Source organism: Micromonospora sp. WMMA1949, from assembly GCF_027460145.1.
Classification (GTDB): Bacteria; Actinomycetota; Actinomycetes; order Mycobacteriales; family Micromonosporaceae; genus Micromonospora.
In genome coordinates this window covers 4,342,104-4,367,284 of sequence record NZ_JAPZBG010000001.1, presented here as the reverse complement: position 1 = coordinate 4,367,284, position 25,181 = coordinate 4,342,104, and the positions used below count along the sequence as shown (strand labels likewise).

The 25,181-nt window shown below is 72.3% G+C and carries 29 protein-coding genes; 13 read left to right on the top strand and 16 right to left on the bottom strand.

What is annotated here, in order from left to right:
• Window positions 1-16 precede the first annotated feature (16 nt).
• From O7607_RS20725 to O7607_RS20715, 3 genes are read left to right on the top strand one after another with little or no spacing between them, the layout of a single operon-like run.
• Window positions 17-544 carry an NUDIX hydrolase gene (locus O7607_RS20725; protein ID WP_269704834.1) on the top strand — a complete coding sequence of 176 codons (528 nt, stop codon included), beginning with the start codon at window positions 17-19 and terminating at the stop codon, window positions 542-544.
• On the top strand, window positions 541-1,416 hold the full coding sequence (locus O7607_RS20720; protein WP_269704833.1) for a nucleotidyltransferase family protein: 876 nt from the start codon (window positions 541-543) through the stop codon (window positions 1,414-1,416). The genes O7607_RS20725 and O7607_RS20720 overlap by 4 nt, the downstream gene beginning before the upstream one ends.
• Window positions 1,417-1,468: 52 nt before the next feature.
• On the top strand, window positions 1,469-1,756 hold the full coding sequence (locus O7607_RS20715) for an Lrp/AsnC family transcriptional regulator (RefSeq protein WP_269704832.1): 288 nt from the start codon (window positions 1,469-1,471) through the stop codon (window positions 1,754-1,756).
• Between the two features lie 61 nt (window positions 1,757-1,817).
• On the opposite strand, the gene O7607_RS20710 is transcribed toward O7607_RS20715, so the two are convergent.
• The 5 genes from O7607_RS20710 to ctaE all read right to left on the bottom strand — a co-directional run bounded on the left by O7607_RS20710 (window position 1,818) and on the right by ctaE (window position 6,986).
• The gene (locus O7607_RS20710) at window positions 1,818-2,486 is read right to left on the bottom strand and encodes a DUF4142 domain-containing protein (protein ID WP_013287690.1); all 669 of its coding nucleotides are present in this window, start codon (window positions 2,484-2,486) and stop codon (window positions 1,818-1,820) included.
• A 210-nt stretch (window positions 2,487-2,696) separates the two neighbouring features.
• Window positions 2,697-4,328: a cytochrome bc1 complex cytochrome b subunit gene (gene qcrB / locus O7607_RS20705; RefSeq protein ID WP_269704831.1), complete on the bottom strand. Its 1,632-nt coding sequence runs from the start codon at window positions 4,326-4,328 to the stop codon at window positions 2,697-2,699.
• Entirely contained in the window at window positions 4,325-5,413 is a 1,089-nt protein-coding gene (gene qcrA / locus O7607_RS20700; protein WP_269704830.1) for a cytochrome bc1 complex Rieske iron-sulfur subunit, read from the bottom strand. Before qcrA ends, qcrB begins: the two co-directional genes overlap by 4 nt.
• Window positions 5,414-5,480: 67 nt before the next feature.
• Entirely contained in the window at window positions 5,481-6,314 is an 834-nt protein-coding gene (gene qcrC / locus O7607_RS20695) for a cytochrome bc1 complex diheme cytochrome c subunit (RefSeq protein ID WP_269704829.1), read from the bottom strand.
• A gap of 72 nt (window positions 6,315-6,386) precedes the next feature.
• The gene (gene ctaE, locus O7607_RS20690; protein WP_269704828.1) at window positions 6,387-6,986 is read right to left on the bottom strand and encodes an aa3-type cytochrome oxidase subunit III; all 600 of its coding nucleotides are present in this window, start codon (window positions 6,984-6,986) and stop codon (window positions 6,387-6,389) included.
• 108 nt (window positions 6,987-7,094) lie between these two features.
• Between ctaE and O7607_RS20685 the strand changes: the two genes are divergently transcribed.
• The 4 genes from O7607_RS20685 to O7607_RS20670 all read left to right on the top strand — a co-directional run bounded on the left by O7607_RS20685 (window position 7,095) and on the right by O7607_RS20670 (window position 10,027).
• Window positions 7,095-8,048 carry a cytochrome c oxidase assembly protein gene (locus O7607_RS20685; protein ID WP_433493883.1) on the top strand — a complete coding sequence of 318 codons (954 nt, stop codon included), beginning with the start codon at window positions 7,095-7,097 and terminating at the stop codon, window positions 8,046-8,048.
• Window positions 8,049-8,152: 104 nt separating this feature from the next.
• Window positions 8,153-8,551, top strand: coding sequence for a hypothetical protein (locus O7607_RS20680; RefSeq protein WP_091421042.1), 399 nt, complete (start codon window positions 8,153-8,155; stop codon window positions 8,549-8,551).
• An 80-nt stretch (window positions 8,552-8,631) separates the two neighbouring features.
• Window positions 8,632-9,678, top strand: coding sequence for an anthranilate phosphoribosyltransferase (gene trpD / locus O7607_RS20675; protein ID WP_269704827.1), 1,047 nt, complete (start codon window positions 8,632-8,634; stop codon window positions 9,676-9,678).
• A gap of 139 nt (window positions 9,679-9,817) precedes the next feature.
• A complete protein-coding gene (locus O7607_RS20670) occupies window positions 9,818-10,027 on the top strand; it encodes a hypothetical protein (RefSeq protein WP_269704826.1) in 210 nt (69 codons plus the stop codon).
• 654 nt (window positions 10,028-10,681) lie between these two features.
• Here O7607_RS20670 and O7607_RS20665 read toward each other — a convergent pair.
• A complete protein-coding gene (locus O7607_RS20665; RefSeq protein WP_091421051.1) occupies window positions 10,682-11,110 on the bottom strand; it encodes a cytochrome c oxidase subunit 4 in 429 nt (142 codons plus the stop codon).
• 10 nt (window positions 11,111-11,120) lie between these two features.
• Complete coding sequence (gene ctaC / locus O7607_RS20660; protein WP_269704825.1) at window positions 11,121-12,092, bottom strand: aa3-type cytochrome oxidase subunit II; 972 nt, start codon at window positions 12,090-12,092, stop codon at window positions 11,121-11,123.
• A gap of 171 nt (window positions 12,093-12,263) precedes the next feature.
• On the opposite strand from ctaC, the gene O7607_RS20655 reads away from it, so the two are divergent.
• Entirely contained in the window at window positions 12,264-13,415 is a 1,152-nt protein-coding gene (locus O7607_RS20655) for a cysteine desulfurase family protein (RefSeq protein ID WP_269704824.1), read from the top strand.
• Window positions 13,412-13,639 (top strand): sulfurtransferase TusA family protein, encoded by a 228-nt coding sequence (locus O7607_RS20650; protein ID WP_269704823.1) that lies wholly within the window; start codon window positions 13,412-13,414, stop codon window positions 13,637-13,639. The genes O7607_RS20655 and O7607_RS20650 overlap by 4 nt, the downstream gene beginning before the upstream one ends.
• Before the next feature lie 59 nt (window positions 13,640-13,698).
• On the opposite strand, the gene O7607_RS20645 is transcribed toward O7607_RS20650, so the two are convergent.
• The 4 genes from O7607_RS20645 to O7607_RS20630 all read right to left on the bottom strand — a co-directional run bounded on the left by O7607_RS20645 (window position 13,699) and on the right by O7607_RS20630 (window position 17,059).
• Complete coding sequence (locus O7607_RS20645; protein WP_269704822.1) at window positions 13,699-14,241, bottom strand: AAA family ATPase; 543 nt, start codon at window positions 14,239-14,241, stop codon at window positions 13,699-13,701.
• Window positions 14,238-15,212 (bottom strand): carbohydrate kinase family protein, encoded by a 975-nt coding sequence (locus O7607_RS20640; protein WP_269704821.1) that lies wholly within the window; start codon window positions 15,210-15,212, stop codon window positions 14,238-14,240. The genes O7607_RS20645 and O7607_RS20640 overlap by 4 nt, the downstream gene beginning before the upstream one ends.
• 177 nt (window positions 15,213-15,389) lie before the next feature.
• Window positions 15,390-15,758, bottom strand: coding sequence for an iron-sulfur cluster insertion protein ErpA (erpA, locus tag O7607_RS20635; RefSeq protein ID WP_269704820.1), 369 nt, complete (start codon window positions 15,756-15,758; stop codon window positions 15,390-15,392).
• A gap of 140 nt (window positions 15,759-15,898) precedes the next feature.
• On the bottom strand, window positions 15,899-17,059 hold the full coding sequence (locus O7607_RS20630; RefSeq protein WP_269704819.1) for a glycerate kinase family protein: 1,161 nt from the start codon (window positions 17,057-17,059) through the stop codon (window positions 15,899-15,901).
• A gap of 43 nt (window positions 17,060-17,102) precedes the next feature.
• On the opposite strand from O7607_RS20630, the gene nadA reads away from it, so the two are divergent.
• The 3 genes from nadA (at window position 17,103) to O7607_RS20615 (ending at window position 20,536) form a co-directional block, all read left to right on the top strand.
• Window positions 17,103-18,278 carry a quinolinate synthase NadA gene (gene nadA, locus O7607_RS20625; protein ID WP_269704818.1) on the top strand — a complete coding sequence of 392 codons (1,176 nt, stop codon included), beginning with the start codon at window positions 17,103-17,105 and terminating at the stop codon, window positions 18,276-18,278.
• A gap of 214 nt (window positions 18,279-18,492) precedes the next feature.
• Entirely contained in the window at window positions 18,493-19,848 is a 1,356-nt protein-coding gene (gene murA, locus O7607_RS20620; RefSeq protein ID WP_332367314.1) for a UDP-N-acetylglucosamine 1-carboxyvinyltransferase, read from the top strand.
• Between the two features lie 79 nt (window positions 19,849-19,927).
• Window positions 19,928-20,536 carry a DUF3043 domain-containing protein gene (locus tag O7607_RS20615; protein ID WP_269704816.1) on the top strand — a complete coding sequence of 203 codons (609 nt, stop codon included), beginning with the start codon at window positions 19,928-19,930 and terminating at the stop codon, window positions 20,534-20,536.
• Between the two features lie 68 nt (window positions 20,537-20,604).
• Here O7607_RS20615 and O7607_RS20610 read toward each other — a convergent pair whose 3' ends face one another.
• Together O7607_RS20610 and O7607_RS20605 are read right to left on the bottom strand one after the other, a co-directional pair.
• Window positions 20,605-20,913, bottom strand: coding sequence for an AzlD domain-containing protein (locus O7607_RS20610; protein ID WP_269704815.1), 309 nt, complete (start codon window positions 20,911-20,913; stop codon window positions 20,605-20,607).
• A complete protein-coding gene (locus O7607_RS20605; RefSeq protein WP_269704814.1) occupies window positions 20,907-21,752 on the bottom strand; it encodes an AzlC family ABC transporter permease in 846 nt (281 codons plus the stop codon). Before O7607_RS20605 ends, O7607_RS20610 begins: the two co-directional genes overlap by 7 nt.
• Window positions 21,753-21,819: 67 nt before the next feature.
• Between O7607_RS20605 and O7607_RS20600 the strand changes: the two genes are divergently transcribed.
• Window positions 21,820-22,380, top strand: coding sequence for a helix-turn-helix domain-containing protein (locus O7607_RS20600; protein WP_269704813.1), 561 nt, complete (start codon window positions 21,820-21,822; stop codon window positions 22,378-22,380).
• On the opposite strand, the gene O7607_RS20595 is transcribed toward O7607_RS20600, so the two are convergent.
• From O7607_RS20595 to O7607_RS20585, 3 genes are read right to left on the bottom strand one after another with little or no spacing between them, the layout of a single operon-like run.
• The gene (locus O7607_RS20595) at window positions 22,364-23,350 is read right to left on the bottom strand and encodes an ABC transporter ATP-binding protein (RefSeq protein ID WP_269704812.1); all 987 of its coding nucleotides are present in this window, start codon (window positions 23,348-23,350) and stop codon (window positions 22,364-22,366) included. The genes O7607_RS20600 and O7607_RS20595 overlap by 17 nt on opposite strands.
• Window positions 23,347-24,147 (bottom strand): ABC transporter permease, encoded by an 801-nt coding sequence (locus O7607_RS20590; RefSeq protein ID WP_269707041.1) that lies wholly within the window; start codon window positions 24,145-24,147, stop codon window positions 23,347-23,349. Before O7607_RS20590 ends, O7607_RS20595 begins: the two co-directional genes overlap by 4 nt.
• A gap of 55 nt (window positions 24,148-24,202) precedes the next feature.
• A complete protein-coding gene (locus tag O7607_RS20585; RefSeq protein WP_269704811.1) occupies window positions 24,203-25,054 on the bottom strand; it encodes an ABC transporter permease in 852 nt (283 codons plus the stop codon).
• Window positions 25,055-25,181 lie beyond the last annotated feature (127 nt).

The following is a 25,181-nucleotide window of genomic DNA, read 5'->3' as shown; positions in this document are numbered from 1 at the left end:
CACTAGCCTGGACCGCATGATCCCCCGCGCGCGTGCCACCGGTCGGGCCCTCGGCTACCAGATCTTCTACCGGCTTCCGGTCCCGCTGCGGCGGCGGCTGGTCCGGCTGGCCGTACCGAAGTACGTCGTCGGCGCGGTCACGCTGGTCAAGGACACGGAGGCCGGCGGCGCGGGCCGGATCCTGCTGCTGCGCCAGCCGCCCGGGTACAGCTGGACGCTGCCCGCCGGGCTGCTGCAGCGCGGCGAGGCCCCGGTGGTCGGCGCCGCCCGCGAGCTGTACGAGGAATCCGGCGTCCGCCTCTCCCCCGACGCGCTGCGCCCGGCGGTGCCGAACGCGGTGGTGCACGCCAAGGGCTGGGTCGACGTGGTGTTCGAGGCGGAGGTGCCGGCGTCGACTACCGAGCTGAAGGTGGACGGCGCCGAGGTCTTCGAGGCCGCCTTCCACCCGCTCGACGACCTGCCCCGGCTCAGCCGCGCCACCGCCAACCTGCTCGGGTACTACGGCATCGGCCCGCGCGCCGGCGAGCACCCACCGGCCGCGTGAGCACCCCGTACGTGGGCACCCCGGCGTCCGGGGTCGAGGTGTGCGCGGTGGTGCTGGCCGCGGGCGAGGGCACCCGGTTGCGCCCGCTCACCGAGCGGGTGCCGAAGGCGCTCTGCCCGGTCGGCAACGTCCCGCTGCTGGACCGGGCGCTGGCCCGGCTGGCCGGGCTCGGCCTGACCGGTCCGGATCGGGTCGCGGTGAACGCCTGCTACCTGGGTGACCAGGTGGTCGCGCGGGTCGGCGACCGGGCACACCTGTCGGTCGAGCCGGACGCCCCGCTGGGCACCGCCGGGGGCGTGGGCCGGCTGCGGGACTGGATCGCCGGCCGGGGCGTGCTGGTCGGCAACGCCGACGCGTACCTGTCCGATCCGCAGGCCCCGCCCGGGCCGGACATCGCCGCGCTGCTGGACGGGTGGGACGGGCACGGCGTACGCCTGCTCGGCCGGCCCGCCGACGACCCGGACGCCCCCGGGACCTTCGACGGCCACGAGTTCGTGGGTTTCTCACTGCTGCCCTGGCGGCTGGTCCGCGACCTGCCCGCCACTTTCGGCGACCTGGTCCGGGCGGTGTGGCGGCCGGCGGAGGCGGACGGCGCGCTGACGGTAGTGCCCTACCGGGGCACGTTCTACGACACCGGCACCCCGGCCGACTACCTGGCCGCCAACCTGCACGCGGCCGGCCCCCACGGGCTGGTGGACCCGGCCGCGACGGTGGACGGCCGGGTCACCGCCTCGGTGGTCGGCGCCGGCGCGCGGGTACACGGCGACGTGGACCGGTCGGTGGTGTGGCCGGGCGCGAGCGTGGCGGCGGGGGAACGCCTGCGTGAGGTGATCCGGGCCGGTGACGACCTGACCGTCCCGGCGGCGCGCTGAGGGCCGTGGGCTCTAGCATGGGCCTCGTCGCCGACGAACGGAGAAACGTCCCGTGATCACCGCGATCGTGCTGATCGACTGCGCCACCGACTCCATTCCCGAGGTGGCCGAGACTCTGGCCAACCTGCCCGGCGTCAGCGAGGTCTACTCGGTGGCCGGGCACGTCGACCTGATCGCCGTGGTCCGGGTCCGGGAGTTCGAGCAGATCGCCCAGGTCATCGCTGGCAGCATCTCGAAGGTGCCGGGTGTGCTCAACACCGAGTCGCACATCGCGTTCCGCGCCTACTCGCAGCACGACCTGGAGTCGGCGTTCGCCATCGGGCTCGCCGGCGCCGACTGACACGAGCCGGTGGCCGGCCCACCCTCGCGGGCGGACCGGCCACCGTCGGCCGTGCGGTACGTCAGCTCTGGCTGGGCACCGGGGTCTCCGTGGTGCCCGGAGCGGGCTCCTCGGTCTCGGTGCCGCCCGGAGCCGGCGACTCGGTGCCACCCGGGGACGTGGTGCCGCCCGGGCTGGGCGTGCCGCTGGCGCTGGTCTGCGGCACCGGGACGCCCAGGGTCTGTGCCAGGGCCACAAGCGCGTCGTAGTGCGCCTGGAGGACCGGCAGCGCGTCCTGGGCGATCTGCACCACCGACTGCTCCGAGCCCTGCGAGATCTCGGTCTGGGTGGCCTGGATCGCCTGGACGTGGCCGGCGAGCTGCGCGGTCACCCACGCCTTGTCGAACTCGGCCCCGCTGAGGTTGTTCAGCTTGTCCAGGACCTTCTGCTGGTCGGCGGTCGGGTCGGCCGGCAACTGCACGTTGAGCTGCTGCGCGGTCGACTGCACCGTCTGGTCCAGCTGGGTGTGGTCCGTCACGAACATCTTGCCCAGGTCCTTGACCTGCTGGTTCTGACCCTTCTGCTGGGCCAGGTTACCGGCGGTGATCTCGAACAGGTTGACCTGGTGCACCGCCTGCAGATACTGCGTGTCCTGCGTCGACGGCTGCGCCGCCGCCTGCGCCGCGGCGGCGGGCGCCAGCCCCACGACCACCAGCGCGGCCAGCAGACCCAGGCGTTTGATTCCCAACATTCGTTCCTCCCCCATGAGACGTCGGACCGCACGGATACCCGGCTGACCGGGGTTATTCCTGCGATTCCACCCGTCCGTGTCGGGGGCGACGGCGGTCGGCGCACCGGCCTTCCGGCGTGCGCCGGAGGGAACCGGACGACCGGGCCGGAAACGGCAGTGGCGCCCGCCGGATGATCCGGCGGGCGCCACTGTCAGTCGTACCGGGGAGGGTCAGCGACGGCTCTCGCCGCTGCCGATCTCCTCCCGCTCCGGCCGGGCCTCGACCGGCGGGTGTCCCGGCGAGACCGGCGCCTCGGCCGGCTTCTCGATCGGGTAGAAGAAGCCCCGGATCGCCGGGCCGAGGGCACCGAGCCGGTTCATCTTCTTCGGCACCACCCAGCCGACGTAGTCCAGCGCCGGCGGGTGACCGTCGTGGCCCTCGGCCGAGGTGAGCGGCTGGTGGACCTCGACGAACCGGCCGTCGGGCAGCCGCTTGATGATGCCGGTCTCCACGCCGTGGGCCAGCACCTCGCGGTCGTGCTGCTGCAGCCCCAGGCAGATCCGGTACGTGATGTAGTACGCGATCGGCGGGAGGATCAGCAGGCCGATCCGGCCGGCCCAGGTCATCGCGTTCAGGCTGATGTGGAACTTGTCCGCGATGACGTCGTTGGCGCCGGAGAGGGTCAGCACGATGTAGAAGGCGAGCGCCATGGCGCCCACGGCGGTCCGGGCCGGAACGTCCCGGGGCCGCTGGAGCAGGTTGTGGTGCTTGTAGTCCTTGAGGCGGCGCGCCTCCAGGAACGGGTACATCGTCGAGAGACCGACCAGGATGCCGGGTAGCACCACAGTGGGCCAGAACAACGGTGGAATGACGTACCCGTTGCCGATCGGGATGTGGATCTCCCAGCCCGGCATGAGCCGGGTCGAGCCGTCGAGGAACATGACGTACCAGTCGGGCTGGCTGGCGGCCGAGACCACCCACGCCTCGTACGGGCCGAACAGCCAGATCGGGTTGATCTGGAACAGGCCGCCCAGCAGCGCGATCACGCCGAAGACGACCATGAAGAAGCCGCCCTGCTTGAGCGCGTAGCGCGGGAACATCCGCTCGCCGACCACGTTGGAGTTGGTCCGGCCGGGGCCGGGCCACTGGGTGTGCTTCTGCTTGAACACCAGGCCGAGGTGGACGCTGATCAGCGCCACCAGCAGGCCCGGGACGAGCAGCACGTGGGCGATGAAGAAGCGGCTGATGATGATGGTGCCGGGGAACTCACCGCCGAAGATCGACGAGCTGACCCAGGAACCGATCACCGGGATCGACAGGATGATCGCGGAGGCGATCCGCAGACCGGTGCCGGACAGGCCGTCGTCCGGCAGCGAGTAGCCGGTGAAGCCGGCCAGGAAGCCGACCCAGAAGAGCAGCGAGCCGATGATCCAGTTGGTCTCACGCGGCTTGCGGAACGCGCCGGTGAAGAAGACCCGCAGCATGTGGACCACGATCGCGGCCATGAACAGCAGGGCCGACCAGTGGTGCATCTGCCGCATGATCAGACCACCGCGGACATCGAACGAGATGTCCAAGCTGGAGGCGTAGGCGGCCGACATCGGCGTGCCCCGCAGCGGGGCGTAGCTGCCGTTGTAGATGACCTCGGTCATCGCCGGCTCGAAGAAGAACGTCAGGAAGACGCCGGTGAGCAGCAGGACGATGAACGAGAACAGCGCGATCTCGCCGAGCAGGAACGACCAGTGGTCGGGGAAGACCTTGTTCAGCAGCCTGCGCAGGGGCGTGGCCACCTGGAAGCGGTCGTCCACCGCCCGCGCGCTCTTGGCCGGCAGCGCTGCTGCATCAAACTTTCGGCGCTTCATGGCCGCTCCCAGAAGTCGGGACCGATGGTCTCGGTGTAGTCGGACTTCGCCACGAAGAAGCCCTCCTCGTCCACCTCGATCGGCAGCTGCGGCAGCGGCCGGTTCGCCGGGCCGAAGATCGGCTTGGCGTTGTCGGTGATGAGGAACTGGGACTGGTGGCAGGGGCAGAGCAGGCGGTTGGTCTGCTGCTCGTAGAGGCTGGCCGGGCAGCCGGCGTGCGTACAGATCTTGGAGTACGCGACGTAGTTGCCCCACATGTAGTCGCCGTGGCCCTTGCGCTCGTTCGCGGCGCGCGACTTCTGCGCGTCGTCCTCCCGCAGGTGGATGAGCAGGGTGGGCGAGTCGGCGTGCAGGTTGCTCACGCCGCCGTCGATGCCCGGGAACACGGTGAGCTGGCCGCCGACGCTGACGTCGGCCGGGCGGATCGGGCGGCCGTCCTCACGGATCAGCCGGATCTTCTTGCCGCCCTCGCCCGGCTGGAAGCCGGTGGTGAACATCTGGTTGTTCTTGTGCGGCTGCTCGATCAGGCCACCGATCAGTGGAGCCGCGGCCACCGCGCCCACCGGCGCCAGGCCGGCGAGCAGGGAGATGCCGAGCAGCGGCCGGCGACGGACGCCCATCTCGTCGGCCAGGTAGAGCATGGTCTCACCGGTGATCTTGCGACCCTCCGGATCGTCGGCCTGGTCGTGCCGGTCCTGGATCGAGACCTCCTTGGGCAGCAGCTTCTTGCCCCAGGTCAGGATGCCGAAACCGATGCCCAGCAGGGCCAGGCCGAGCGTCACGCCGAGCAGCGGCGTGTAGAGCTTGTCGCCACCGCGACCCGGCTCCCACTGCCACGGCCACCAGATGTAGACCACCAGGAAGGCGGTGGCGAAGACGCCGGTCAGCAGGAACATCAGGGCGACCGTACGGGTCAGCCGGCGCTCGGCCTTGCTGCCCGGGACCACCTGCGGCTCGTAGTGGACGATCTCGATGTCGTCCCGCCGCGCACCCTCCTGGACGATGTCGAACCGGGAGAGCCGGGGGTCGTTCACGTCGAGCGGCTCCGGGCCCTGCGGGGCCTGGTGCTCGGTGTGGGTGCTCATGCCGTCACCTCGCTACGGGTGACGCCGGGGGTCGGCGCCACAGCACTGGAAGCATTGATCCGTCCGGTCACGACTTGCCCGCGATCCACAGGCTCGCGAAGACCAGCGCGACGATGCCGACCAGGAAGATCGCGAGACCCTCGGTCGACGGGCCGTAGCGGCCCAGGTTGAAGCCGCCCGGGTCACCGTCGTGCTTCAGCGTCTCCTGGATGTAGGCGATGATGTCCGCCTTCTCCTCGGGCGTGATCTGGTTGTCGCCGAACACCGGCATGTTCTGCGGGCCGCTCAGCATCGCGGCGTAGATCTGCCGGTCACTGGCCGGCGCGAGGCTCGGCGCGTACTTGCCGGAGGACAGCGCGCCGCCGCCACCGCCGAAGGCGTGGCACTGCGAGCAGTTGATCCGGAACAGCTCACCACCGGTGGACAGGTTGGCGCCCTCACGCAGGTCGCCGTTGGGGACCTCCGGGCCGCCGCCGAGCTCCTGGATGTACTGCCCGAGCTGGCGCACCTGCTCGTCGGTGAACTGCGGCGGCTTGCGCATGGCCTGGGCCTCCTGCCGGGCCATCGGCATGCGACCGCTGCTGACCTGGAACTCCACCGAGGCCGATCCGACGCCGATCAGGCTCGGACCGCGGCCCTCGACGCCCTGGGCGTTGCGACCGTGACAGGTCACACAGCTCACGTCGAACAGCGCCTTACCCTCGTTGCCTGCGGCGGTCAACGGAGGGTTGTCCTGCGCCTGCACGCCGGGGGCGAAGACGGTGTAGGCACCGCCGGCCAGCATCAGCGCGGCGAACAGCCGGACCGCGGCACCCAGCCGGCGGCGGCCCCTGCTGCGCGCTACGGGCCGCCCGCGCAGCCGCGCGAGCAGACCGCGTCGGCGGTCGTTGTCAGAAGTCATGACCTGTGTCCTTAACCGGTTGGACCTTGTCTCAGGGGACGGAGCAGCGGCGCGGTTCGTGACGCGCCAAGATCACTGGAGCCAGTAGATCATGGCGTAGAGCCCGATCCACACGACGTCCACGAAGTGCCAGTAGTAGGACACGACGATCGCCGAGGTCGCCTGGGCGGGGGTGAACCGGCCCATCGTGGTACGGACCATGAAGATCACGAAGGCGATGAGACCGCCGGTCACGTGCAGACCGTGGAAGCCGGTGGTGAGGTAGAACATCGACCCGTAACCGTCTTCGTTGATCTTCACGCCCTCGTGCACCAGGGTCCGGTACTCGTTCAGCTGACCGAGCACGAAGATCAGACCCATCACGAAGGTGATCGTGAACCACCGGCGCAGAGCGTGGACGTCACCGCGCTCGGCCGCGAACACGCCGATCTGGCAGGTGATCGAGGAGAGCACCAGGATCACCGTGAACGTGGTCGCGTACGGGATGTTCAGCACCTCGGTGTGCTTCTCCCACTGCTCCGGCGCCGCCGCGCGGATGGAGAAGTACATCGCGAACAGCGCCGCGAAGAACATGAGTTCGCTGGAGAGCCACACGATCGTCCCGACGCTGACCATGTTGGGTCGGGTCAGGGAGTGGATCCGGCTCTTGTCAATGGCTGGGGCCGCAGTCACGCGGTCATTATTGCCCCTGACCGGGACCGACGATCAGCGGGGTGCCAAACCTGGCCCTTCCGTGGCCCGATCGTGGTGGTCCGCTTCGCCTGACCTACCCTGAAAAGCGTGCTGCACGTCGATCAGATCCTCGCCGTCACCTCGGCTGTTCCGGCGACGCTGGCGGCGGGAGGCGAGGGCGCCCCGCCGCCGTTCACCGTGACCCGGGTGTTCACCGAGACCCGGCTGGACAGCTGGCTCACGCTGGGCATCGTCCTGGCCGCCGGCCTCTACCTCTACGGGGTGCACCGGCTGCGGCTGCGCGGCGACCGCTGGCCGGTCATCCGTACCGTGTCGTTCCTCGGCCCCGGCCTCGGCGGCATCGCCCTGGTCACGCTCACCGGCCTCGGCGCGTACGACACCGCCCTGCTCTCGGTGCACATGGTGCAGCACATGGTGCTGTCGATGATCGCGCCGATCTTCCTGGCGCTCGGCGCGCCGATGACGCTGGCGCTGCGCACGCTGCCGGCACGGCCCCGCAAGCGGCTGCTCGCGATCGTGCACAGCAAGGTGATCCGGATCTACAGCTTCCCGCTTGTGGCGTTCGCCATCTTCGTGGTGAACCCGTTCGCGCTGTACTTCACCGACCTCTACGAGTTCACCCTGCGCCACGAGTGGGCGCACGAACTGGTCCACGCGCACTTCATCGCCACCGGCTGCGTCTTCTTCTGGCCGCTGCTCGGCCTGGACCCGCTGCCCGGCCGCTGGCCGTACCCGGGCCGCGCGCTGCTCATGCTGCTCTCGGTGCCGTTCCACACGGTCCTCGGCCTGACCATCATGCAGAGCACCACGCTGTTCGGCGGCGACTGGTACCCGTCGCTCAACCTGTCCTGGTCCGACCCCTGGAACGACCAGGTGGTCGCGGGCGGCATCCTGTGGGCCGGCGGCGAGTTCGTCAGCGTCACCATGCTCGCCGTCCTGGTCGTGCAGTGGGTGAAGCAGTCCGAGCGCGAGGCCCGCCGGCTCGACCGCGAACTGGACCGCCAGGAGGCCCGCCAGCGCGCCGCGGAGGCGAGCGCCTGACGGCCCGTTCCGGGGTACGCCCCGACCCCACCGGGCGGGGCGACAGCCCGGATGTGACGACCGCTACGATCAGCGGGCAGCTACGAGGTGGGAGCCACGTCACGATGAGCGATCGTCTTTGCACCGTCCTGCTCTACAGCGACGACCCGAAGGTCCGCGACCGGATGCGGCTCGCCGTGGGCACCCGGCCGGCACCGGGGATCGAGATCGAGTTCGTCGAGGCCGACGAGTACAACGCCTGCATCCGGCTGGTCGACGACTACGAGATCGACCTGATGCTGCTCGACGGCGAGGCGAGCCCCGGCGGCGGCATCGGCATCGCCCGCCAGATCAAGGACGACCGGGACGACGCACCGCCGACCTGCGTGGTGCTGGCCCGCGCCGCCGACCGCTGGCTGGCCGCGTACGCCGAGGTGGACGCCACGCTGACCCACCCGCTGGACCCGGTCGTGGCCGGCAGCACCGTGGCGGAGCTGCTGCGCCGCACCCACGCCGCGGCCTGATCCCCCGGCCTTCGCGCGCCACGGCGACGCGGCCGTGGCGCGCCCCAACCGCTTTCCTCACGCCGCTCGGGAGGCCCGCCATGGGCGAACGGACCTGGCCGCTTCTGCTCAACGCGCTGCTGCGCGGCGAGGAGCTCTCCACCGCCGACACGGCGTGGGCGATGGGCGAGATCATGGCCGGCTCGGCCACCCCGGCCCAGATCGCCGGCTTCGCCGTCGCGCTGCGCACCAAGGGCGAGACCCCCGCCGAGCTGGGCGGCCTGGTCGAGACCATGCTGACCCGCGCGGTGCCGGTGCACCTGCCCGACGACGTCCGCGCGAGCGCGCTGGACGTGGTCGGCACCGGCGGCGACCTCGCCCACACGGTGAACATCTCCACCATGGCGGCGCTGGTGGTCGCCGGGGCCGGGGTCCGCGTGGTCAAGCACGGCAATCGGGCCGCCTCCTCCTCCTGCGGCACCGCCGACGTGCTGGAGCAACTCGGCGTACCGCTGGATCTGGAGCCCGAGCAGGTGGCGCGCTGCGTCACCGAGGCCGGCATCGGCTTCTGCTTCGCCGCCCGCTTCCACCCCGGCATGCGCCACACCGGCCCGGTCCGGCGCGAGATCGGCGTACCCACCGCGTTCAACTTCCTCGGCCCGCTGACCAACCCGGCGCGACCCCGCGCGGGCGCCGTCGGCTGCTTCGACAGGCGGATGGCCCCGGTCATGGCCGCCGTCTTCGCGGCCCGGGGCGACTCGGCGATCGTGGTACGCGGCGAGGACGGCCTGGACGAGTTCAGCACCGGCGCGCCCACCCGGGTCTGGGTGGCGCAGCAGGGCACCGTGACCGAGTCCGTGCTGGACGCGACGGAGCTCGGGGTGCCCCGGGCCACCCTGGCCGACCTGCGCGGCGGGGACGCGGTCTACAACGCCGACGTGGTACGCCGCCTGCTCGCCGGTGAGACCGGCCCGGTGCGCGACGCGGTGCTGGTGAACGCGGCGGTCGCGCTGGCCACCCAGGGCCCGCTCGACGGCGACCTGTACGCGGTGTTGCGGACCAACCTGGACCGGGCCGCCGAGGCGGTCGACTCGGGCGCCGCAGCGGCAGCGCTGGAGCGCTGGCTCGAGGTGGCGCGGGCCGCCTGACCGCAGCCTGGCGCGGGTGTTGTCGTACCCGGGTGCCAAACTACACGGGAGTTGTTTTCCGTCTTCGGTCTATCCGTTTTCGGTCCACCGGCCGGCGCCTCCCCGCCCCGACCGGTGCCCGGAGCGAGAGGAGCCACCCGTGTCTGACCGCGAGCTGCACTGTGACACCTGCGAGGGCGTCGTGCTGTTCGAGGCGCCGCCGTGCGGTGACGGGCACGGCGCCGACTGCCCGGAGCTGATCTGCACCGGTTGCGGCGCGGCAGTGGTGATCGCCACGTTCGCGTTCCGCCCGACGCGCCTGTCCGGCCGCCGCGCACCCCGCCGACCCTCCCACCCCCAGGCCGCCTGACCTCCCCTCCCTCCCCTCCCCACCCGACAGCCCACCCGCTCGCCGCTCGTGATCAAGGAGTTTGTGTCCCCCACGGTCGTCCAAGGGGACACAAACTCCTTGATCACCGCCTGGGGTCGTCAGGTGGTGCGTGCTCCCCGTCCAAGGCAGTGATCAAGGGGTTTGGGTCACCGGCGATACACGAAAGTGCCTCGAACTCCTTGATCAACGGGGCCGGCCGGGCGCGGGAGCGCGCAGTGGCCGGCGCGCTGGGCGGTGGGCGCGAGGCCTCAGGAGTCGGGCGTGGAGGGCGAGCGCTACGGGGACGAGCCAGGCGGTGCGCGAGATCTTGGTAGGAAATGGCCCCCTTAGGGGCACTTTCCTACCAAGATCTCTCGTGGTCCTGGCAGGTGGAACGGCGCTCTCAGTGAATGGAACAGCTGAGAGCGCGTGAGCCGGGTAGTGCGCGTCGACGGGGAGCGGGAGAGCGAAAAGCCGACCTGACGGGCGGTGATCATGAGGTTGGCGGGGACAAAAGGGACCGTCGGTGCCGTCAACTTCATGATCGACGCAGGCAGGCGCAGGGGACGGCGCGGGGGGTGCCGCAGGCAGGCGCGGGGAAAGCGGCAGGCCCGCTACCCCGGGAGGGGTGCGGGCCTGCGACGGTGCTTCGGGTCAGTGCTCGGCGGTACGGCGGGTGCCCGAGTAGTACTCGAACAGCAGCCCGCAGGTGGCGAAGACGACCGCCACCAGGCCCAGTCCCAGCAGCCAGAACTGCCAGAACACCAGGCCGAGACCGGCGATCGCGGCGGCCAGCGCCAGACCGAACGGCCAGTAGCTGCCCGGGCTGAAGAAGCCGACCTCACCGGCGCCGTCGGCGATCTCGCCGTCCGGCCGGTCCTCGGGGCGCAGGTCGATACGGCGGGAGACGAACCAGAAGAAGCCGCCGCACATCGCGCAGAGCAGGAAGGACAGCAGCAGCGCCACAGTGCCGATCCACTCCACGTGACCGCCGCTGTCGGCGTACGTCCAGGCGCCGTAGAGGATCGTCGCGCCGAGGAGGAACGTGGCGATGGTCAGGAAGATCTTCCACTCGGTCTTCATGCCGAACCCCTCAGCTTCCCGCGCCGGCCGACGCGTCGGACGGGTTGAAGTTGTTCACGTCGCGCCGGGTGTCGAACGGCTTCGTCTCGGTGGCGTACTCTTCCTCACCGATCGCGCCGAGCGCCTCCTGGGTCGACTTGCCGGCCTTCTTGGCCGCCAGGAACTGGTCGTACTTCTCCGGCGACACGACCCGCAGCTCGAAGTTCATGAAGGCGTGGTAGCTGCCGCACAGCTCGGCGCAGCGGCCGACGAACGCGCCCTCCTGGTCGATGCTGGAGACCTCGAACGTGTTCCGCACGTTGCCCGGCATGACGTCCCGCTTGAACAGCAACTCCGGCACCCAGAACGAGTGGATGACGTCGCGGCTGGTCTCCTCGAAGCGGATCGAGCGGCCGCTGGGCAGCACCAGCACCGGGATGACCTCGCTGGTGCCGAGCACCGAGGCGACGGTGTTGGCCTCCGGGCCCTGACCGTCGCGGTAGTTGAACTGCCAGTTCCACTTGAACGCGACGACCTCGACGGTGACGTCCGGGTTCTTCGACTCCTTGTTCACGTCGGTCTGCACGACCGCCGTGTAGTAGAAGAGCACGGAGACCACGAGGATCGGCGCGATGGTGTAGAGGAACTCCATCGGCAGGTTGTAGCGGGTCTGCACCGGCAGCTCGTTGCCGCGCTTGCGGTAGCGGACCACGCACCAGAAGATCAGCCCCCACACGAACACGCCGACCGCGAGCGCCGCGATGCAGGACGCGATCCACAGGTCATACATGCGGTGCGACTCGGGCGTGATGCCGCCCTGCGGCCAGCCGAACCCGCCGAACGTCTTGCCGACGTCACAGCCGGTGAGCGAGACAAGCAGCGCCGCCGCGCCGAGACCGAGCCCGGCGATTCGACCAGCACCACGCCGCCGGCGTCCACCGGCCCCCGGGGAAGCGCTGTGCCGTACGGCCGAGCGCCGTACCTCCGAACTCCTTGCGACCACCTGGTCCTGCCTCCCTAGCGCGCCGCGGCGGTTGTTCCTTTTGACACCGACGGCAAAGGCGTCACCGACGGTCGCAGATTACTCGACCATGACCGGCCAGGCCGTCTTGGGGTCGCTGTCCACCCCCATCGGGGGGATCTTGGGCGTAACCGGGCGATAGCGTGGAGCGTCATGAGCGTCTCCCCGGTCTACCTGGACGCCGCCAGCGCGGCGCCGCTGCATCCGGTCGCGCGGCAGGCGATGCTGGCCGCCCTGGACGACGGCTGGGCCGACCCGGCCCGGCTGTACGCGCCGGCCCGCCGGGCCCGTCAGCTCCTCGACGCCGCGCGGGAGGCCGCCGCGCAGACGCTCGGCGTCCGCGCCGACGAGTTGTCCTTCACCCCCAGCGGTACGGCGGCAGCGCACGCCGCCGTGCTCGGTGGCCTGGCCGGGCGGCGGCGGGCCGGGGCGACGCTGGTGCACTCGGCGATCGAACACTCGGCGGTGCTGCACGCCGCGCAGCGGCACACGGCCTCAGGCGGCGCGGCGGTGTCCGTACCCGTGGACCGGTTCGGCCGGCTGGACCTGGACGCCTGGGCGGCGGCGGTGACCGCGCCCGGCGTGGCTCTCGCCGCACTGATCGGGGCCAGTCACGAGGTGGGCACGGTGCAGCCGGTGCCCGCGGCGGCCCAGCTGTGCGCCGAGGCGGGCGTGCCGCTGTACGTGGACGCGGCGCAACTGGCCGGCCGGGTGCCGCTGCCGTCGGGCTGGTCGGTGCTGACCGCCAGCGCGCACAAGTGGGGCGGGCCGCCCGGCGTCGGGCTGCTCGTGGTGCGCAAGGGCACCCGGTGGGAGTCGCCGTACCCGGCCGACGAGCGGGAGTCGGGGCGTACCCCGGGGGTGGTGAACCTGCCGGCGGTGGTCGCGGCGGCGGCGAGCCTGCGCGCGGCGGCGGCCGACGCGGCGGCGGAGGCGGCCCGGCTGGGGCCGCTGGTGGACCGGATCCGGGCCCGGGTCGCGGCCGAGGTGCCGGACGTGGAGGTGGTCGGCGACCCGGTGGACCGGTTGCCGCACCTGGTGACGTTCTCCTGCCTGTACGTCGACGGCGAGGCGCTGCTGCACGCGCTGGACCGGCGCGGGTTCGCGGTGTCCTCCGGCTCGTCGTGCACGTCGTCGACGTTGCGCCCGTCACACGTGCTGGAGGCGATGGGGGTGCTGTCGCACGGCAACGTGCGGGTGTCGCTGCACCGGGAGACCACCGAGGCGGACGTGGAGCGGTTCCTGGACGAGTTGCCCGGGATCGTGGCGGACCTGCGGGCGGAGGCGGGGGTGACGGACCTGTGAGCGCGAGGAGCGAGCCGGACGAGGTGCTGGACTGCCGGGGGCAGCGCTGCCCGCTACCAGTGATCAATCTCGCCCGGCTGGTGCCCGGTCTGCCGGCCGGTGCGGTGGTGCGGGTGCTGGCCGACGACCCGGCGGCGGCTGTCGACATCCCGGCGTGGTGCCGGATGCGCGGCCACGAGTTCCTCGCCGCGCACGACGGCCCCGCCTACGACGTCCGGGTGTAAGGAAGGGCCCCTTGTTAACGCCTGAGGTAGAGGAAGGGGCCCTTCTTAACACCCAGCGCTCAGCGCAGGTACGCGAGGATGCCGGGCAGCGGGTCGGCCGACACGGCGGTGTCGACCACCAGGCGCGGGCCGATCAGCGGCTCGTACTCGGCGCGGCGGCGCAGCGTCTGCTCCCAGGTGCCGTGCTCCTCGGGCGGGCGTGCCTCGACCCGGCGGCGGTGCTCTTCCTCGTCACCGCAGTGCACCTCGATCACCCGCAGCGGCACGCCGGCCCGTTCGGCCACGTCGTGCCAGAGGCCCCGGGCGCTGGCGACCGGGTTCACCGCGTCGACCACCACGCTGAGCCCGAGCCCGAGCTGCACCTCGGCCAGCCCGGCGACCGCGCCGTACGCGGCCATCCCGGGCACGTCGCCGGTCAGGCCGTAGCGGTGCAGGGCCCGCTCGACCGGATCGACCGGCAGCACCGGGGCGCGTAGCGCGGCGCCGACCCGGGCGGCGAGCGTGGTCTTGCCCACGCCCGGCAGCCCGGCGAACGCGACCAGCACGGGCCCGCCGGAGCCGGGGCGGACCTCCGGGTCCACCCCGCCGGCCGGGGCGGTCACAGCAGGTGCGGCCGGACGTCCTCGGCGGCCGCGTCACCGTACGACTCGGCGAGTCGCTTCACGAACAGGTCCCGGCGGACCTCGTACTCCTGGCCGCCGAAGTTCTCCAGCACCAGCGTGGCCAGCAGGCAGCCGACCTGGGCCGCGCGTTCCAGGCCGACGCCCCAGTCGAGCGCGGCGAAGAAACCGGCCCGGAAGCCGTCGCCGACGCCTGTCGGGTCGACCGCCTCGATCTCCCGCGCGATCGGCACCCGGATCGTGCCGACGTCCCGGCCCGCGATCTCCACACCGTCCTTGCCCAGGGTGGTGACCCGCACCTTGACCTGGTCCAGCAGCTGCTCGTCGGTCAGGCCGGCCTTGCTCTGCAGCAGCGACTTCTCGTACTCGTTCGTCATCAGGTAGTCGGCGCCCTCGACCAGGCCGAGCACGTCCGCGCCGTCCATCCGGGCGAGCTGCTGCGACGGGTCGGCGACGAAGGAGTAGCCGCGGTCCCGGCACTCGCCGGAGTGCCTGATCATCGCGGCCGGGTCGTTGGCGCTGACCAGGACCAGGTCCAGCCCGCCGAGGCGCTGCGCCACCGGGGCCAGCTCGATGTTGCGGGCCTCGCTCATCGCCCCGGCGTAGAAGGAGGCGATCTGGCACATGTCGGTGTCGGTGGTGCAGACGAAGCGGGCCGTGTGCGCGACCTCGCTGACGTGTACCGAGTCGCAGTCGACGCCGTGACGCTCCAGCCAGGAGCGGTAGTCGGCGAAGTCGGCGCCGACCGCGCCCAGCAGCACCGGGCGCAGCCCGAGCTGGGCCATGCCGAAGGCGATGTTCGCCGCGGTGCCGCCGCGCCGGAGCACCAGCTCGTCGACGAGGAAGGACAACGAGACCTTGTCGAGCTGGTCGGCGATGAGTTGGTCGGCGAACCGGCCGGGGAAGCTCATCAGATGGTCGGTCGCGATCGAGCCGGTCACGGCGATCTTCATGTCAGCCCTCGGGGTCGGGAGCACGGCGCGGTCAGCCTACCGGCCGCCGGGCCGTACGGACGACGGTCGGTGGCCAACCGGTCGATCAGCGCACAACCGGGCGTCACACCCACGGGGTACGACAAGCGGCGGGCCGCCCCAATCGGGGCGGCCCGCCGCTTTCGGTCGTCCGTCGACTCAGCTGAAGGAGTCGCCGCAGGCGCAGGAGTTGCCCGCGTTCGGGTTGTCGATGGTGAAGCCCTGGGCGTCGATCCGGTCGGCGAAGTCGATGGTGGCGCCGGTCAGGTAGGGGGCGCTCATCCGGTCGACGACGACCTCGACACCGTCGTAGTCGGTGACGACGTCACCGTCGAGCGAGCGCTCGTCGAAGAACAGCTGGTACCGCAGGCCGGAGCAGCCACCCGGCTGCACGGCGACCCGGAGCCGCAGGTCGTCGCGGCCCTCCTGCTCGATCAGGGCCTTGACCTTCTGCGCCGCGACGTCGGTGAGGACGACGGTGCTGGGGGCCTTGGCCTCGGTCGACTCGGTCTGCGCTGGCGTGGTCACGTGGAAGTCTCCCTGCGCGGTATGAGGTCCGGACGTCCTGGCCAACGCCGCACGTCCGCCAGTGATTCCCGGTGTGGTCCGTCTTTCGATCGTACGCCGCCTCCGGCGTCACCACCCGGCGGCGTGACCAGCGGAACCGGTCAGCGGCTCCACTGCCGCGCCAGGCGGGCGCCGAGCGCGCGCAGCCCCTCGCCCGGGCGGGTCATCGCCGCGTCCACTCCCCCGTGCTCCTCGCCGCCGAAGTGCTCGACCAGGCTGTGCGCCTCGGTCACGCCGGCCGCGGCGGCCTCCCGCCGTCCGGTGCTCACCCGTCCCGCCAGCACCACGCAGGGCACGCCCCGGTCCCGGGCGGCCCCGGCCACGCCGGCGACCACCTTGCCGCGCAGGGACTGGTGGTCGAACGAGCCCTCACCGGTGATCACCAGGTCGGCGTCGTCGAGCGCGGCGTCCAGCCGGACCGCGCGGGTGACCAGGCCGATGCCGGACTCGCACCGGCCGCCGAGCGCCAGCACCGCGGCGCCGAGGCCACCGGCCGCGCCGCCGCCGGGAAGCGCGCCCAGGCCGGGTGGGCACCCCGGCAGCCGGTCGGCCAGCACCTCCGCCCAGCGGGTCAGCGCGGCGTCCAGCAGCAGCACGTCGGCCCGGTCGGCGCCCTTCTGCGGGCCGAAGACGCTGCTCGCGCCGTGCAGGCCGAGCAGCGGGTTGTCCACGTCGGTGGCGGCGACGAGTGTGGCGCCGCGCAGCCGGGGCTCGCCGTCGAGCGCGGCCACCTCGGCCAGCGCCGCGCCGCCGTACGGCAGGGCCCGGCCGGCGCCGTCCAGCGGCGTGACGCCGAGCGGGACGAGCATCCCGGCGCCGCCGTCGTTGGTGGCCGAGCCGCCCAGCCCCACCACCACCGTGCGCGCGCCCGCCTCGACCGCGGCGGCGACGAGCAGCCCCAGCCCGTACGAGGTGGTGGCCTTCGGGTCGCGTTCGGCGGCGGTGAGCAGGTGCAGGCCGCACGCCTGGGCGCTCTCCAGGTACGCCGTGCCGTCGTCGGTGAGCAGGATCTCACCGGCGGCCGGGCGGCCCAGCGGGTCGACTGTGGGTACCGGCACCCGGCGCCCGCCGAGTGCCCCGGCGAGCACCTCGACGAACCCCGGTCCGCCGTCGGCGAGTGGCCGGACCAGCAGGTCGTCGTCGGGGGCGACGTCACGCCAGCCGTCGGCCACGGCGGCGGCCACGTCGGGGGCCGACAGCGTGCCGGCGAACTTGTCCGGGCAGAGCAGCACGCGCATGCGCAGCAGTGTGGCAGGCCACATCGGGGACGGCTGCGCGGTGGTCGCGCTGTGGGACCATGGGGTCGTGACTTCGACCTGGGTTGAGCCGTCCAACACCGCCACGGCGCTGCTGCTCCTCGGCCGCGGCAGCGACCCCGCCACCGAACGTGGCGTGGAGTGTCCGGGTGATCTCCCCGCGCCGAGCGACCCCGACCTGGTGGCCCGCGCCGCCGCCGCGAAGGCCGCGCTCGGCACGAAGGTGTTCGTCCTGGGCCACCACTACCAGCGCGACGAGGTGATCCAGTTCGCCGACGTGACGGGCGACTCGTTCAAGCTGGCCCGGGAGGCGGCGGCCCGCCCGGACGCGGAGTACATCGTCTTCTGCGGCGTGCACTTCATGGCCGAGAGCGCGGACATCCTCACCTCGGACGCGCAGAAGGTGATCCTGCCCGACCTCGCCGCCGGCTGCTCGATGGCCGACATGGCGGTGCTGTCGCAGGTCGAGGCCGCGTGGGACACGCTCACCGACCTGGGCATCGCGGCCGAGACCGTGCCGGTGACGTACATGAACTCCTCGGCCGACATCAAGGGCTTCGTCGGCCGCAACGGCGGCGTGGTCTGCACCTCGTCGAACGCCAAGCGGGCCCTGGACTGGGCCTTCGAGCAGGGCCGCAAGGTGCTGTTCCTGCCCGACCAGCACCTCGGCCGCAACACCGCGGTGCTGGAGATGGGCTTCTCGCTCGACGACTGCGTGCTCTACGACCCGCACAAGCCGAACGGCGGGCTGACCGCGGAGCAGCTGCGGGACGCGAAGATGATCCTGTGGCGCGGCCACTGCTCGGTGCACGGCCGCTTCACGCTCGAGAGCGTCAACGACGTCCGCGAGCGGGTGCCGGGCGTGAACGTGCTGGTGCACCCGGAGTGCCGCCACGAGGTGGTGAACGCCGCCGACCTGGTCGGCTCGACCGAGTTCATCATCAGGACCATCGAGGCGGCACCGGCCGGCTCGGCGTGGGCGGTGGGCACCGAGCTGAACCTGGTACGCCGGCTCGCCCTGGCCCACCCGGACAAGCAGATCATGTTCCTCGACCGGGCGGTCTGCTACTGCTCGACGATGAACCGGATCGACCTGCCGCACCTGGTCTGGGCGCTGGAGGAGCTGGTCGCGGGCCGCGTGGTCAACCAGATCACCGTCGATCCGGAGACCGCCCGACACGCCCGGTCGGCGCTGGACCAGATGCTCGCCCTTCCGGGAGCTTGATCACCGTCGGTGACGCCGCTGGCACGGAAACGCGCCTGGCACCCCGGTTCGTGCCCTCGCTGGCGATGTGACCGATTCCATTCCCGTCACGGAGGGCTATGCTGCCGGGGCGACGACACACGCGGCCCGTTTTCCCATGACCGCGTTCCGGGTAGCGATGAACTTCGTGCACCCATCACTAGACACGGCAGCACCCAACGCGCTGGAGGTTGCGTTGACCGACGACGTCCTGGTCGTACACGGAGGCACTCCGCTTGAAGGGCGGATCCGCGTGCGCGGCGCGAAGAACCTGGTGTCCAAGGCGATGGTGGCCGCCCTGCTGGGCGACACACCCAGCCGGTTGTTCGACGTGCCGCGTATCCGTGACGTCGAGGTGGTCCGCGGTCTGCTCGGCCTGCACGGCGTCAAGGTCAGCGACGGCGACGAGGAGGGCGAGCTCGTCTTCGACCCGTCGAACGTCGAGAGCGCCAGCACCGACCAGATCAACGTGCACGCCGGGTCCAGCCGGATTCCGATCCTGTTCTGCGGCCCGCTGCTGCACCGGCTCGGCCACGCCTTCATCCCCGACCTGGGCGGCTGCCACATCGGCCCGCGCCCGATCGACTTCCACCTCCAGGCGCTGCGCGAGTTCGGCGCCACCGTCGAGAAGACCCCGGAGGGTCTGCACCTGTCCGCGCCGAACGGGCTGCACGGCACGAAGTTCGCGCTGCCGTACCCGAGCGTGGGCGCCACCGAGCAGGTGCTGCTCACCGCGGTGATGGCCGAGGGCGTCACCGAGCTGCGCAACGCGGCCGTCGAGCCGGAGATCATCGACCTCATCTGCGTGCTGCAGAAGATGGGCGCGATCATCAAGGTCCACACCGACCGGGTGATCGAGATCCAGGGCGTCAAGAAGCTGCACGGCTACACCCACCGGCCGATCCCGGACCGGATCGAGGCGGCCAGCTGGGCGGCGGCGGCGCTGGCCACCCGCGGGCACGTCGAGGTGCTTGGCGCCCAGCAGGCCGACATGATGACCTTCCTGAACATCTTCCGGTCGGTCGGCGGCGAGTACGAGGTCACCGACCTGCGTCCGCCGCGCGGCGGCAGCCCGGGCCAGGAGGGCGGCATCCGGTTCTGGCACCCGGGCGGCGAGCTGAACGCGGTCGCGCTGGAGACCGACGTGCACCCCGGTTTCATGACCGACTGGCAGCAGCCGCTGGTGGTCGCGCTCACCCAGGCGCGGGGCCTGTCGATCGTCCACGAGACGGTCTACGAGCAGCGGCTGGGCTACACCGAGGCGCTGAACACGATGGGTGCCAACATCCAGGTCTACCGGGACTGCCTCGGCGGCACCCCGTGCCGCTTCGGCCGGCGCAACTTCAAGCACTCCGCGGTCATCGCCGGGCCGAGCAAGCTGCACGCGGCCGACCTGGTCATCCCGGACCTGCGGGCCGGGTTCAGCCACCTGATCGCGGCGCTCGCCGCCGAGGGCACCTCCCGGGTGTACGGCGTGGACCTGATCAACCGCGGCTACGAGGACTTCGAGGCCAAGCTGGCCGACCTCGGCGCGCACGTCGAGCGTCCCTGACCGTCCCGTTCACTCGACCGTCCGCGCCCGGTGCACCCGTGATGTGCACCGGGCGCGGCCGGTTGGCTACCCTTGCCGCGTGCCGTCGCTGTTTCGCCGCAAGTCCGCCGACCTCGTCGAGGAGTCCGTCACCACGGTGACGACCGACGAGGAGTCCGCCGCCGCCCGTCCGCGGGGCTACACGCCCAGCAAGAAGGAACTCGGGCAGGTCACGCCGAAGCGCCCGGTCGCGGGTCGCCGGCCGACCGCGCCGGCCAAGCCGCTGACCAAGGAGGAGGCCCGCGCGCAGCGCCGCGCCGCGCGCGCCGAGGCCGCCGCCGAGTTCCGCCGCGAGGGCGGCCCGCGTGACCGGGGCCCCGAGCGGCTGCTGGCCCGCAACGTGGTCGACTCCCGGCGGACGATCGGCACCTGGTTCTTCGGTGGCGCGCTGATCGTGCTGTTCGGCTCCAACCAGGCCATGCCGCCGATCGTGCGGCTGCTGTCGAACGTGCTCTGGGGCGCGCTGGCCCTCGGCGTGCTGATCGACTCGATCCTGATCTCCCGGAAGATCAAGCGGCTGGTCCGCGAGCGCTTCCCGAAGAGCACCGAGAAGCTCGGCTCGCTCTACTTCTACGCGATCATGCGGTCGATCACGTTCCGCCGGATGCGCGCGCCCGCGCCCCGCGTGAACATCGGCGACAAGGTCTGACCGGACCGGCTCCGAATCGGCCCCTCCCCGCCCCGGCGGTGCGGGGCCGTTCTCGTGCCGGGCCGGCGTCAGGCCACGCCGAGCAGGCGCAGCACCGCGGTGGTGGCCGCCGCCGCGACCACGACCAGCACGAACGGCGCCCGCCGCCAGGCGAGCACCAGGCCGACCAGCACCCCGGCGGGCCGGGCGTAACCGGCGAAGCCACCGGCCTCGGTGAGCGCTGCGGTGGCGGCGAGCGCGGCCAGCAGCGTGGCGGCGCCGACCGGCAACAGGTGCCGGGCCCACTCGGGCAGGTCCAGCCGGTCCCGCAGCAGCACCCCGGCGACCCGGAAGCCGTAGGTGCCGGCGGCCAGGGCGAGGATCACGGCGATCAGCACGAGCCCTCCCCGGCGCTCACCTGGCGCCTCGCCCCACCGGCGTCCATCGGTCCGCCGATGCCGTCCGGCGCAGCGCCGGAACCGGCCGGCACGGCGACCGGGCCGCCGTCGCGCACGCGGCCGGGGTCACCATCCGGCGCGGCGTCCGGGTCGCCCGGCGGGATGGGTGAGCGGCGGCGGGCCAGCAGCGGCAGGGCCAGCGCGGCGAGCGCGAGCAGCACCGGCAGCCCGGCCGGCAGCAGCGGTGTCGCCAGCACGGCGAGGCCGGCGCCGAGGAGCGCCACCCGGCGCGTCTCCCGGTCGCGCAGGCTGGGCAGCAGCAGGGCGGCCAGCCCGGCCGGGAAGGCGGCGTCGAGTCCTAACGCCGCCGGGTCGCCGGCCGCGCCGCCGGCCAGCACGCCGAGCGCGGTACCGGCGTTCCAGGCCAGGAACAGCAGCACCCCGGCCAGCCAGAACGCCCGCCGCCGCTGCGGGCCGGCCGGGCGGGCCAGCGCGAACGCGGTCGCCTCGTCGGTCATCAGGTGGCTGCCGAGCAGCCGCTGCCAGCGGCGGGTGCCGAGCGCGCCACCGAGGGCCAAGCCGAACGGCAGGTGCCGGGCGTTGAGGAGCAGGCCGGCGAAGACCGCCGCGAGCGGGCTGCCGACCGCGACGAGGCCCACGGCCATGAACTGGGCGCCACCGGCGTAGACGACGGCGGACATGGCGAGCGTGGCCCAGACGGGCAGGCCGGCGGCCACCGCCACGGCACCGAACGACGCGCCCACGGCGAGCATCGCCGCGCCGATGGCGGCGACGTCGCGGAGCACCCGGGCGTCGCCCGTTCGGTATGCCGTACGCATGTCCATTATCCTGAACGGGAGCCCGCTGGTTCGTCAAACCGAACAAAACGACCGATGGAGCGAACACATGGCGATCGACCCCGCTCCCCCACTCGCCACCATCGCAGCCGCGCTGCGCCGCGAGCGCGAACGGGCGGGCCTGTCGCTCACCGAGCTGGCCCGCCGCGCCGGGATCGCCAAGTCCACCCTGTCCCAGCTGGAGTCCGGGTCCGGCAACCCCAGCGTCGAGACGCTCTGGGCGCTCGGCGTGGCGCTCGACGTACCGTTCAGCCGCCTGGTCGAACCGCCCACCGCCGCCGTCCGGGTGGTACGGGCCGGGCAGGGGCCGAGGATCCGGTCCGAGCACGCCGACTTCTCCGCCACCCTGCTCGCCGCCGGAGCGCCGCACGCCCGGCGGGACGTCTACGTGATGGAGCTGGAACCCGGCGCGGTACGGACCGCCGAGGCGCACACCCCGCGCAGCGTCGAGCACGTCGTCGTCGCCGCCGGCCGGATGCGCGTCGGCCCCGAGACCGACCTGGTCGAGCTGGAACCGGGCGACTACGCCACCTTCCCGGGCGACACCCCGCACCGCTACGAGGCGCTGGCCCCGGGCACGTTCGCCGTACTCGTCATGGAGCACCCGTGACGGCGGACGGCCCGGCCGGGGCGCGGTAGAGCCGCGTCACCACCTCCTCGATGTCCGGCTCCACGATCGAGATGTCCCGCAGCGTGGTCAGGCCGGCCAGCCCGGCCACCACCTCGGCGACGCTCGCCCGTTCCAGCGCGAAGACCAGCCGCCGCCCGTCCGCCTCCACCCGCTGCACCGGCGCGCCGGGCAGCACCGGCGGCTCGGGCAGCGCCGCGTCCAGCTCGGCGACCACCATCCGGCGCGAGCCGTACCGGCGGTGCAGCTCCGCGATCGACCCGTCGTGCACCACCCGCCCGTGGTCGATCACCGCGAGCCGCCGGCACAACCGCTCGATGTCGGCCAGGTCGTGCGTGGTGAGCACGAGCGTGGTGTCCCCGGCCCGGCCCAGCTCGGCCAGGAAGCCGCGTACCGCCTGCTTGCTGACCACGTCCAGGCCGATCGTCGGCTCGTCCAGGAACAGCACCTCCGGGCCGTGCAGCAGCGCCGCGGTCAGCTCGCCGCGCATCCGCTGACCCAGCGAGAGCTGCCGGACCGGGGTGTCCAGGAACCCGTCCAGGTCGAGCAGGTCCCGGCAGCGGGCCAGCCGGGCCGCGTGCTCGCCGGCCGGCACCCGGTAGACGTGGCGCAGCAGGTCGAACGAGTCCCGCAGCGGCAGGTCCCACCAGAGCTGCGAGCGCTGCCCGAACACCACCCCGATGCGCAGCGCCAGCCGGGTCCGGTCGGCCACCGGGCGCAGCCCGCACACCCGGGCCCGCCCCGCCGACGGCGTCAGCACGCCGGTCAGCATCTTCAGCGTGGTCGACTTCCCGGCGCCGTTCGGGCCGATGTAGCCGAGCATCTCGCCGCGCTCCACCCGCAGGTCCACCCCGTCGACGGCGGTCACCGTCCGCTTCTCCCGCCGCAGCGGCCCGGCCTTCACCCGGACCGTGAACTCCTTGCGCAGACCGTCCATCTCGATGACGCTCATGACCCCGTACTCCGGTAGTGACGGACCCCGACGCGCCAGGCCAGGGCGGCCAGCGCGGCGGCGACCACCGCGACGCCCGGCGCGGCCCAGCCCGCCCACTGCGGCAGGCCGAGCGGGTCGGCGCGGCCCAGCAACGCCAGCGCCGGGTGGTAGCTGACAAAGGCGAACCCCATCCCGTACGCGAACAGCGCGCGGAACCACCCGCCGTACACGGTGACGGGGTACGAGGTGAAGTCCCGCCCGCCGTAGGTGACCGCGTTCGCCAGCTCGCCCGAGTCGACCCAGTAGAACGACACGGTGGCGGTCAGCACGAAGACCGAGCCGAAGAAGACCACTGCCGCCGGCGGCGCGACGACTGCCAGCGCCACCCGGGCCGGTGTCCAGTCGATCCCCGCCGAGGCCAGCGCGAACAGCAGCACCGCCAGCCCGAACACGGCCCGGGACAGCTTGCGCAGCGGCAGGTCCATCAGCAGCAGCTGCGGCAGCGCCCCGAGCGGGCGTACCAGCACGGCGTCGAAGAGGCCGGTGCGCACGTACCGGGGAAGCCGTTCGATGTTGCCGACCAGCAGGTCGGCGGTGGCGAAGCCGCACGACGACAGGCCGACCACGACGAGCGTCTCGCGCAGCGTGAACCCGCCCAGCTCCCGCGTCACGCCGAAGATCACCAGGACGGTGACCACGTCGAACACGGTGGCGCCCACGTTGCCGACCAGGTCCACCACGAACGAGGTGCGGTACGCGGCCTGCGAGCGCGCCTGCGCACCGAGCAACGCCCGGTACGCGCGCAGTTCAGCCAGATCAGCCACCCTGGGCGCGCTGCCGCGCTCAGCCACCCTGGGGGCGCTGCCGCGCTCAGCCACCCTGGACCACCAGACGGCGCTCGGCGCGACTCTGCACCAGCCGGCACAGCGCCAGCAGCAGCACCGCCCAGACGGCCTGCACGCCGACCAGGGTGAGGCCGGTGGCCATCGGCTCCCGCTCGACGAGCACGTCCAGCGGCACCTGGAGGATGCTGGGGAACGGGGTGGCGTACCGCAGGACCGCCTCCAGCGGGCCGGGCAGGAAGCCCAGCGGGAAGTAGAGGCCGGCCAGCACGCCGGAGCCAAGCGTCCACAGGATCATCGGGCCCCGGACGTCCTGCAGCCAGTACGCGGTCGCGTTGACCAGGTAGCGGCAGCCGAAGCAGACCACCACCGCGAGCAGCGCGGAGAGCAGGAACAGCGGCACCGTGGCCCAGTGCCGGGGCACGTACACCGCGAAGAAGAACGGGCCGATCACCAGCGGCGGCACCAGCCGGACCAGCGACGCGAACCCGGCCCGGCCCAGGTCGGTGGCGAGGTAGCTGGTCACCGGATGCACCGGCCGCAGCAGGTCGGCGGCCACCTCGCCGGTACGGATCCGGTCCGCCAGATCGGTCCAGCCCCAGACGGCGATCACCGCCAGCAGCCCCTGGCCGGCCCAGACGAAGGTGGCGAGCTGTGCCCGGTCGTAGCCGGCCACGACGCCCGTCGCGCCCGCCGCCGCGAGGAAGATGTAGCAGCGTAGGAAGCCGAACACGGTGTTGGTGCACAACCCCGCCACGGCGGCCTGCCGGTAGGTCGCGTGCCGCCGGAACCCGGCCGCCGCGATCGCGCCGAATGTCCGAAACCATGGGGTAACGTGTGCGCCGGTGGGTGGTGCCACAGTGGCGGTGACCGAGCCCACGCCGTTACCCTCCTTCCGCAGCCACGACGTGCTGGACCGGGCGACTCTACCGGCACGTCCGGCGCCCCAGCGCGAGAATTTCCAATGAGGTGACACCGCCGTGAGCGAGCGACGCGAGCCGGCCCCG

Excerpts from the sequence above, each read along its gene's own strand:
- trpD (WP_269704827.1), top strand. The coding sequence starts at position 8,632 with ATGGGCGAACGGACCTGGCCGCTTCTGCTCAACGCGCTGCTGCGCGGC.
- qcrC (WP_269704829.1), bottom strand. The coding sequence starts at position 6,314 with ATGACTTCTGACAACGACCGCCGACGCGGTCTGCTCGCGCGGCTGCGC.
- O7607_RS20655 (WP_269704824.1), top strand. The coding sequence starts at position 12,264 with ATGAGCGTCTCCCCGGTCTACCTGGACGCCGCCAGCGCGGCGCCGCTG.
- O7607_RS20680 (WP_091421042.1), top strand. The coding sequence starts at position 8,153 with ATGAGCGATCGTCTTTGCACCGTCCTGCTCTACAGCGACGACCCGAAG.
- O7607_RS20725 (WP_269704834.1), top strand. The coding sequence starts at position 17 with ATGATCCCCCGCGCGCGTGCCACCGGTCGGGCCCTCGGCTACCAGATC.
- O7607_RS20665 (WP_091421051.1), bottom strand. The coding sequence starts at position 11,110 with ATGAAGACCGAGTGGAAGATCTTCCTGACCATCGCCACGTTCCTCCTC.
- O7607_RS20595 (WP_269704812.1), bottom strand. The coding sequence starts at position 23,350 with ATGAGCGTCATCGAGATGGACGGTCTGCGCAAGGAGTTCACGGTCCGG.
- O7607_RS20600 (WP_269704813.1), top strand. The coding sequence starts at position 21,820 with ATGGCGATCGACCCCGCTCCCCCACTCGCCACCATCGCAGCCGCGCTG.
- O7607_RS20710 (WP_013287690.1), bottom strand. The coding sequence starts at position 2,486 with ATGTTGGGAATCAAACGCCTGGGTCTGCTGGCCGCGCTGGTGGTCGTG.
- qcrA (WP_269704830.1), bottom strand. The coding sequence starts at position 5,413 with ATGAGCACCCACACCGAGCACCAGGCCCCGCAGGGCCCGGAGCCGCTC.
- O7607_RS20640 (WP_269704821.1), bottom strand. The coding sequence starts at position 15,212 with ATGAAGATCGCCGTGACCGGCTCGATCGCGACCGACCATCTGATGAGC.
- O7607_RS20605 (WP_269704814.1), bottom strand. The coding sequence starts at position 21,752 with ATGCGTACGGCATACCGAACGGGCGACGCCCGGGTGCTCCGCGACGTC.
- O7607_RS20630 (WP_269704819.1), bottom strand. The coding sequence starts at position 17,059 with ATGTGGCCTGCCACACTGCTGCGCATGCGCGTGCTGCTCTGCCCGGAC.
- qcrB (WP_269704831.1), bottom strand. The coding sequence starts at position 4,328 with ATGAAGCGCCGAAAGTTTGATGCAGCAGCGCTGCCGGCCAAGAGCGCG.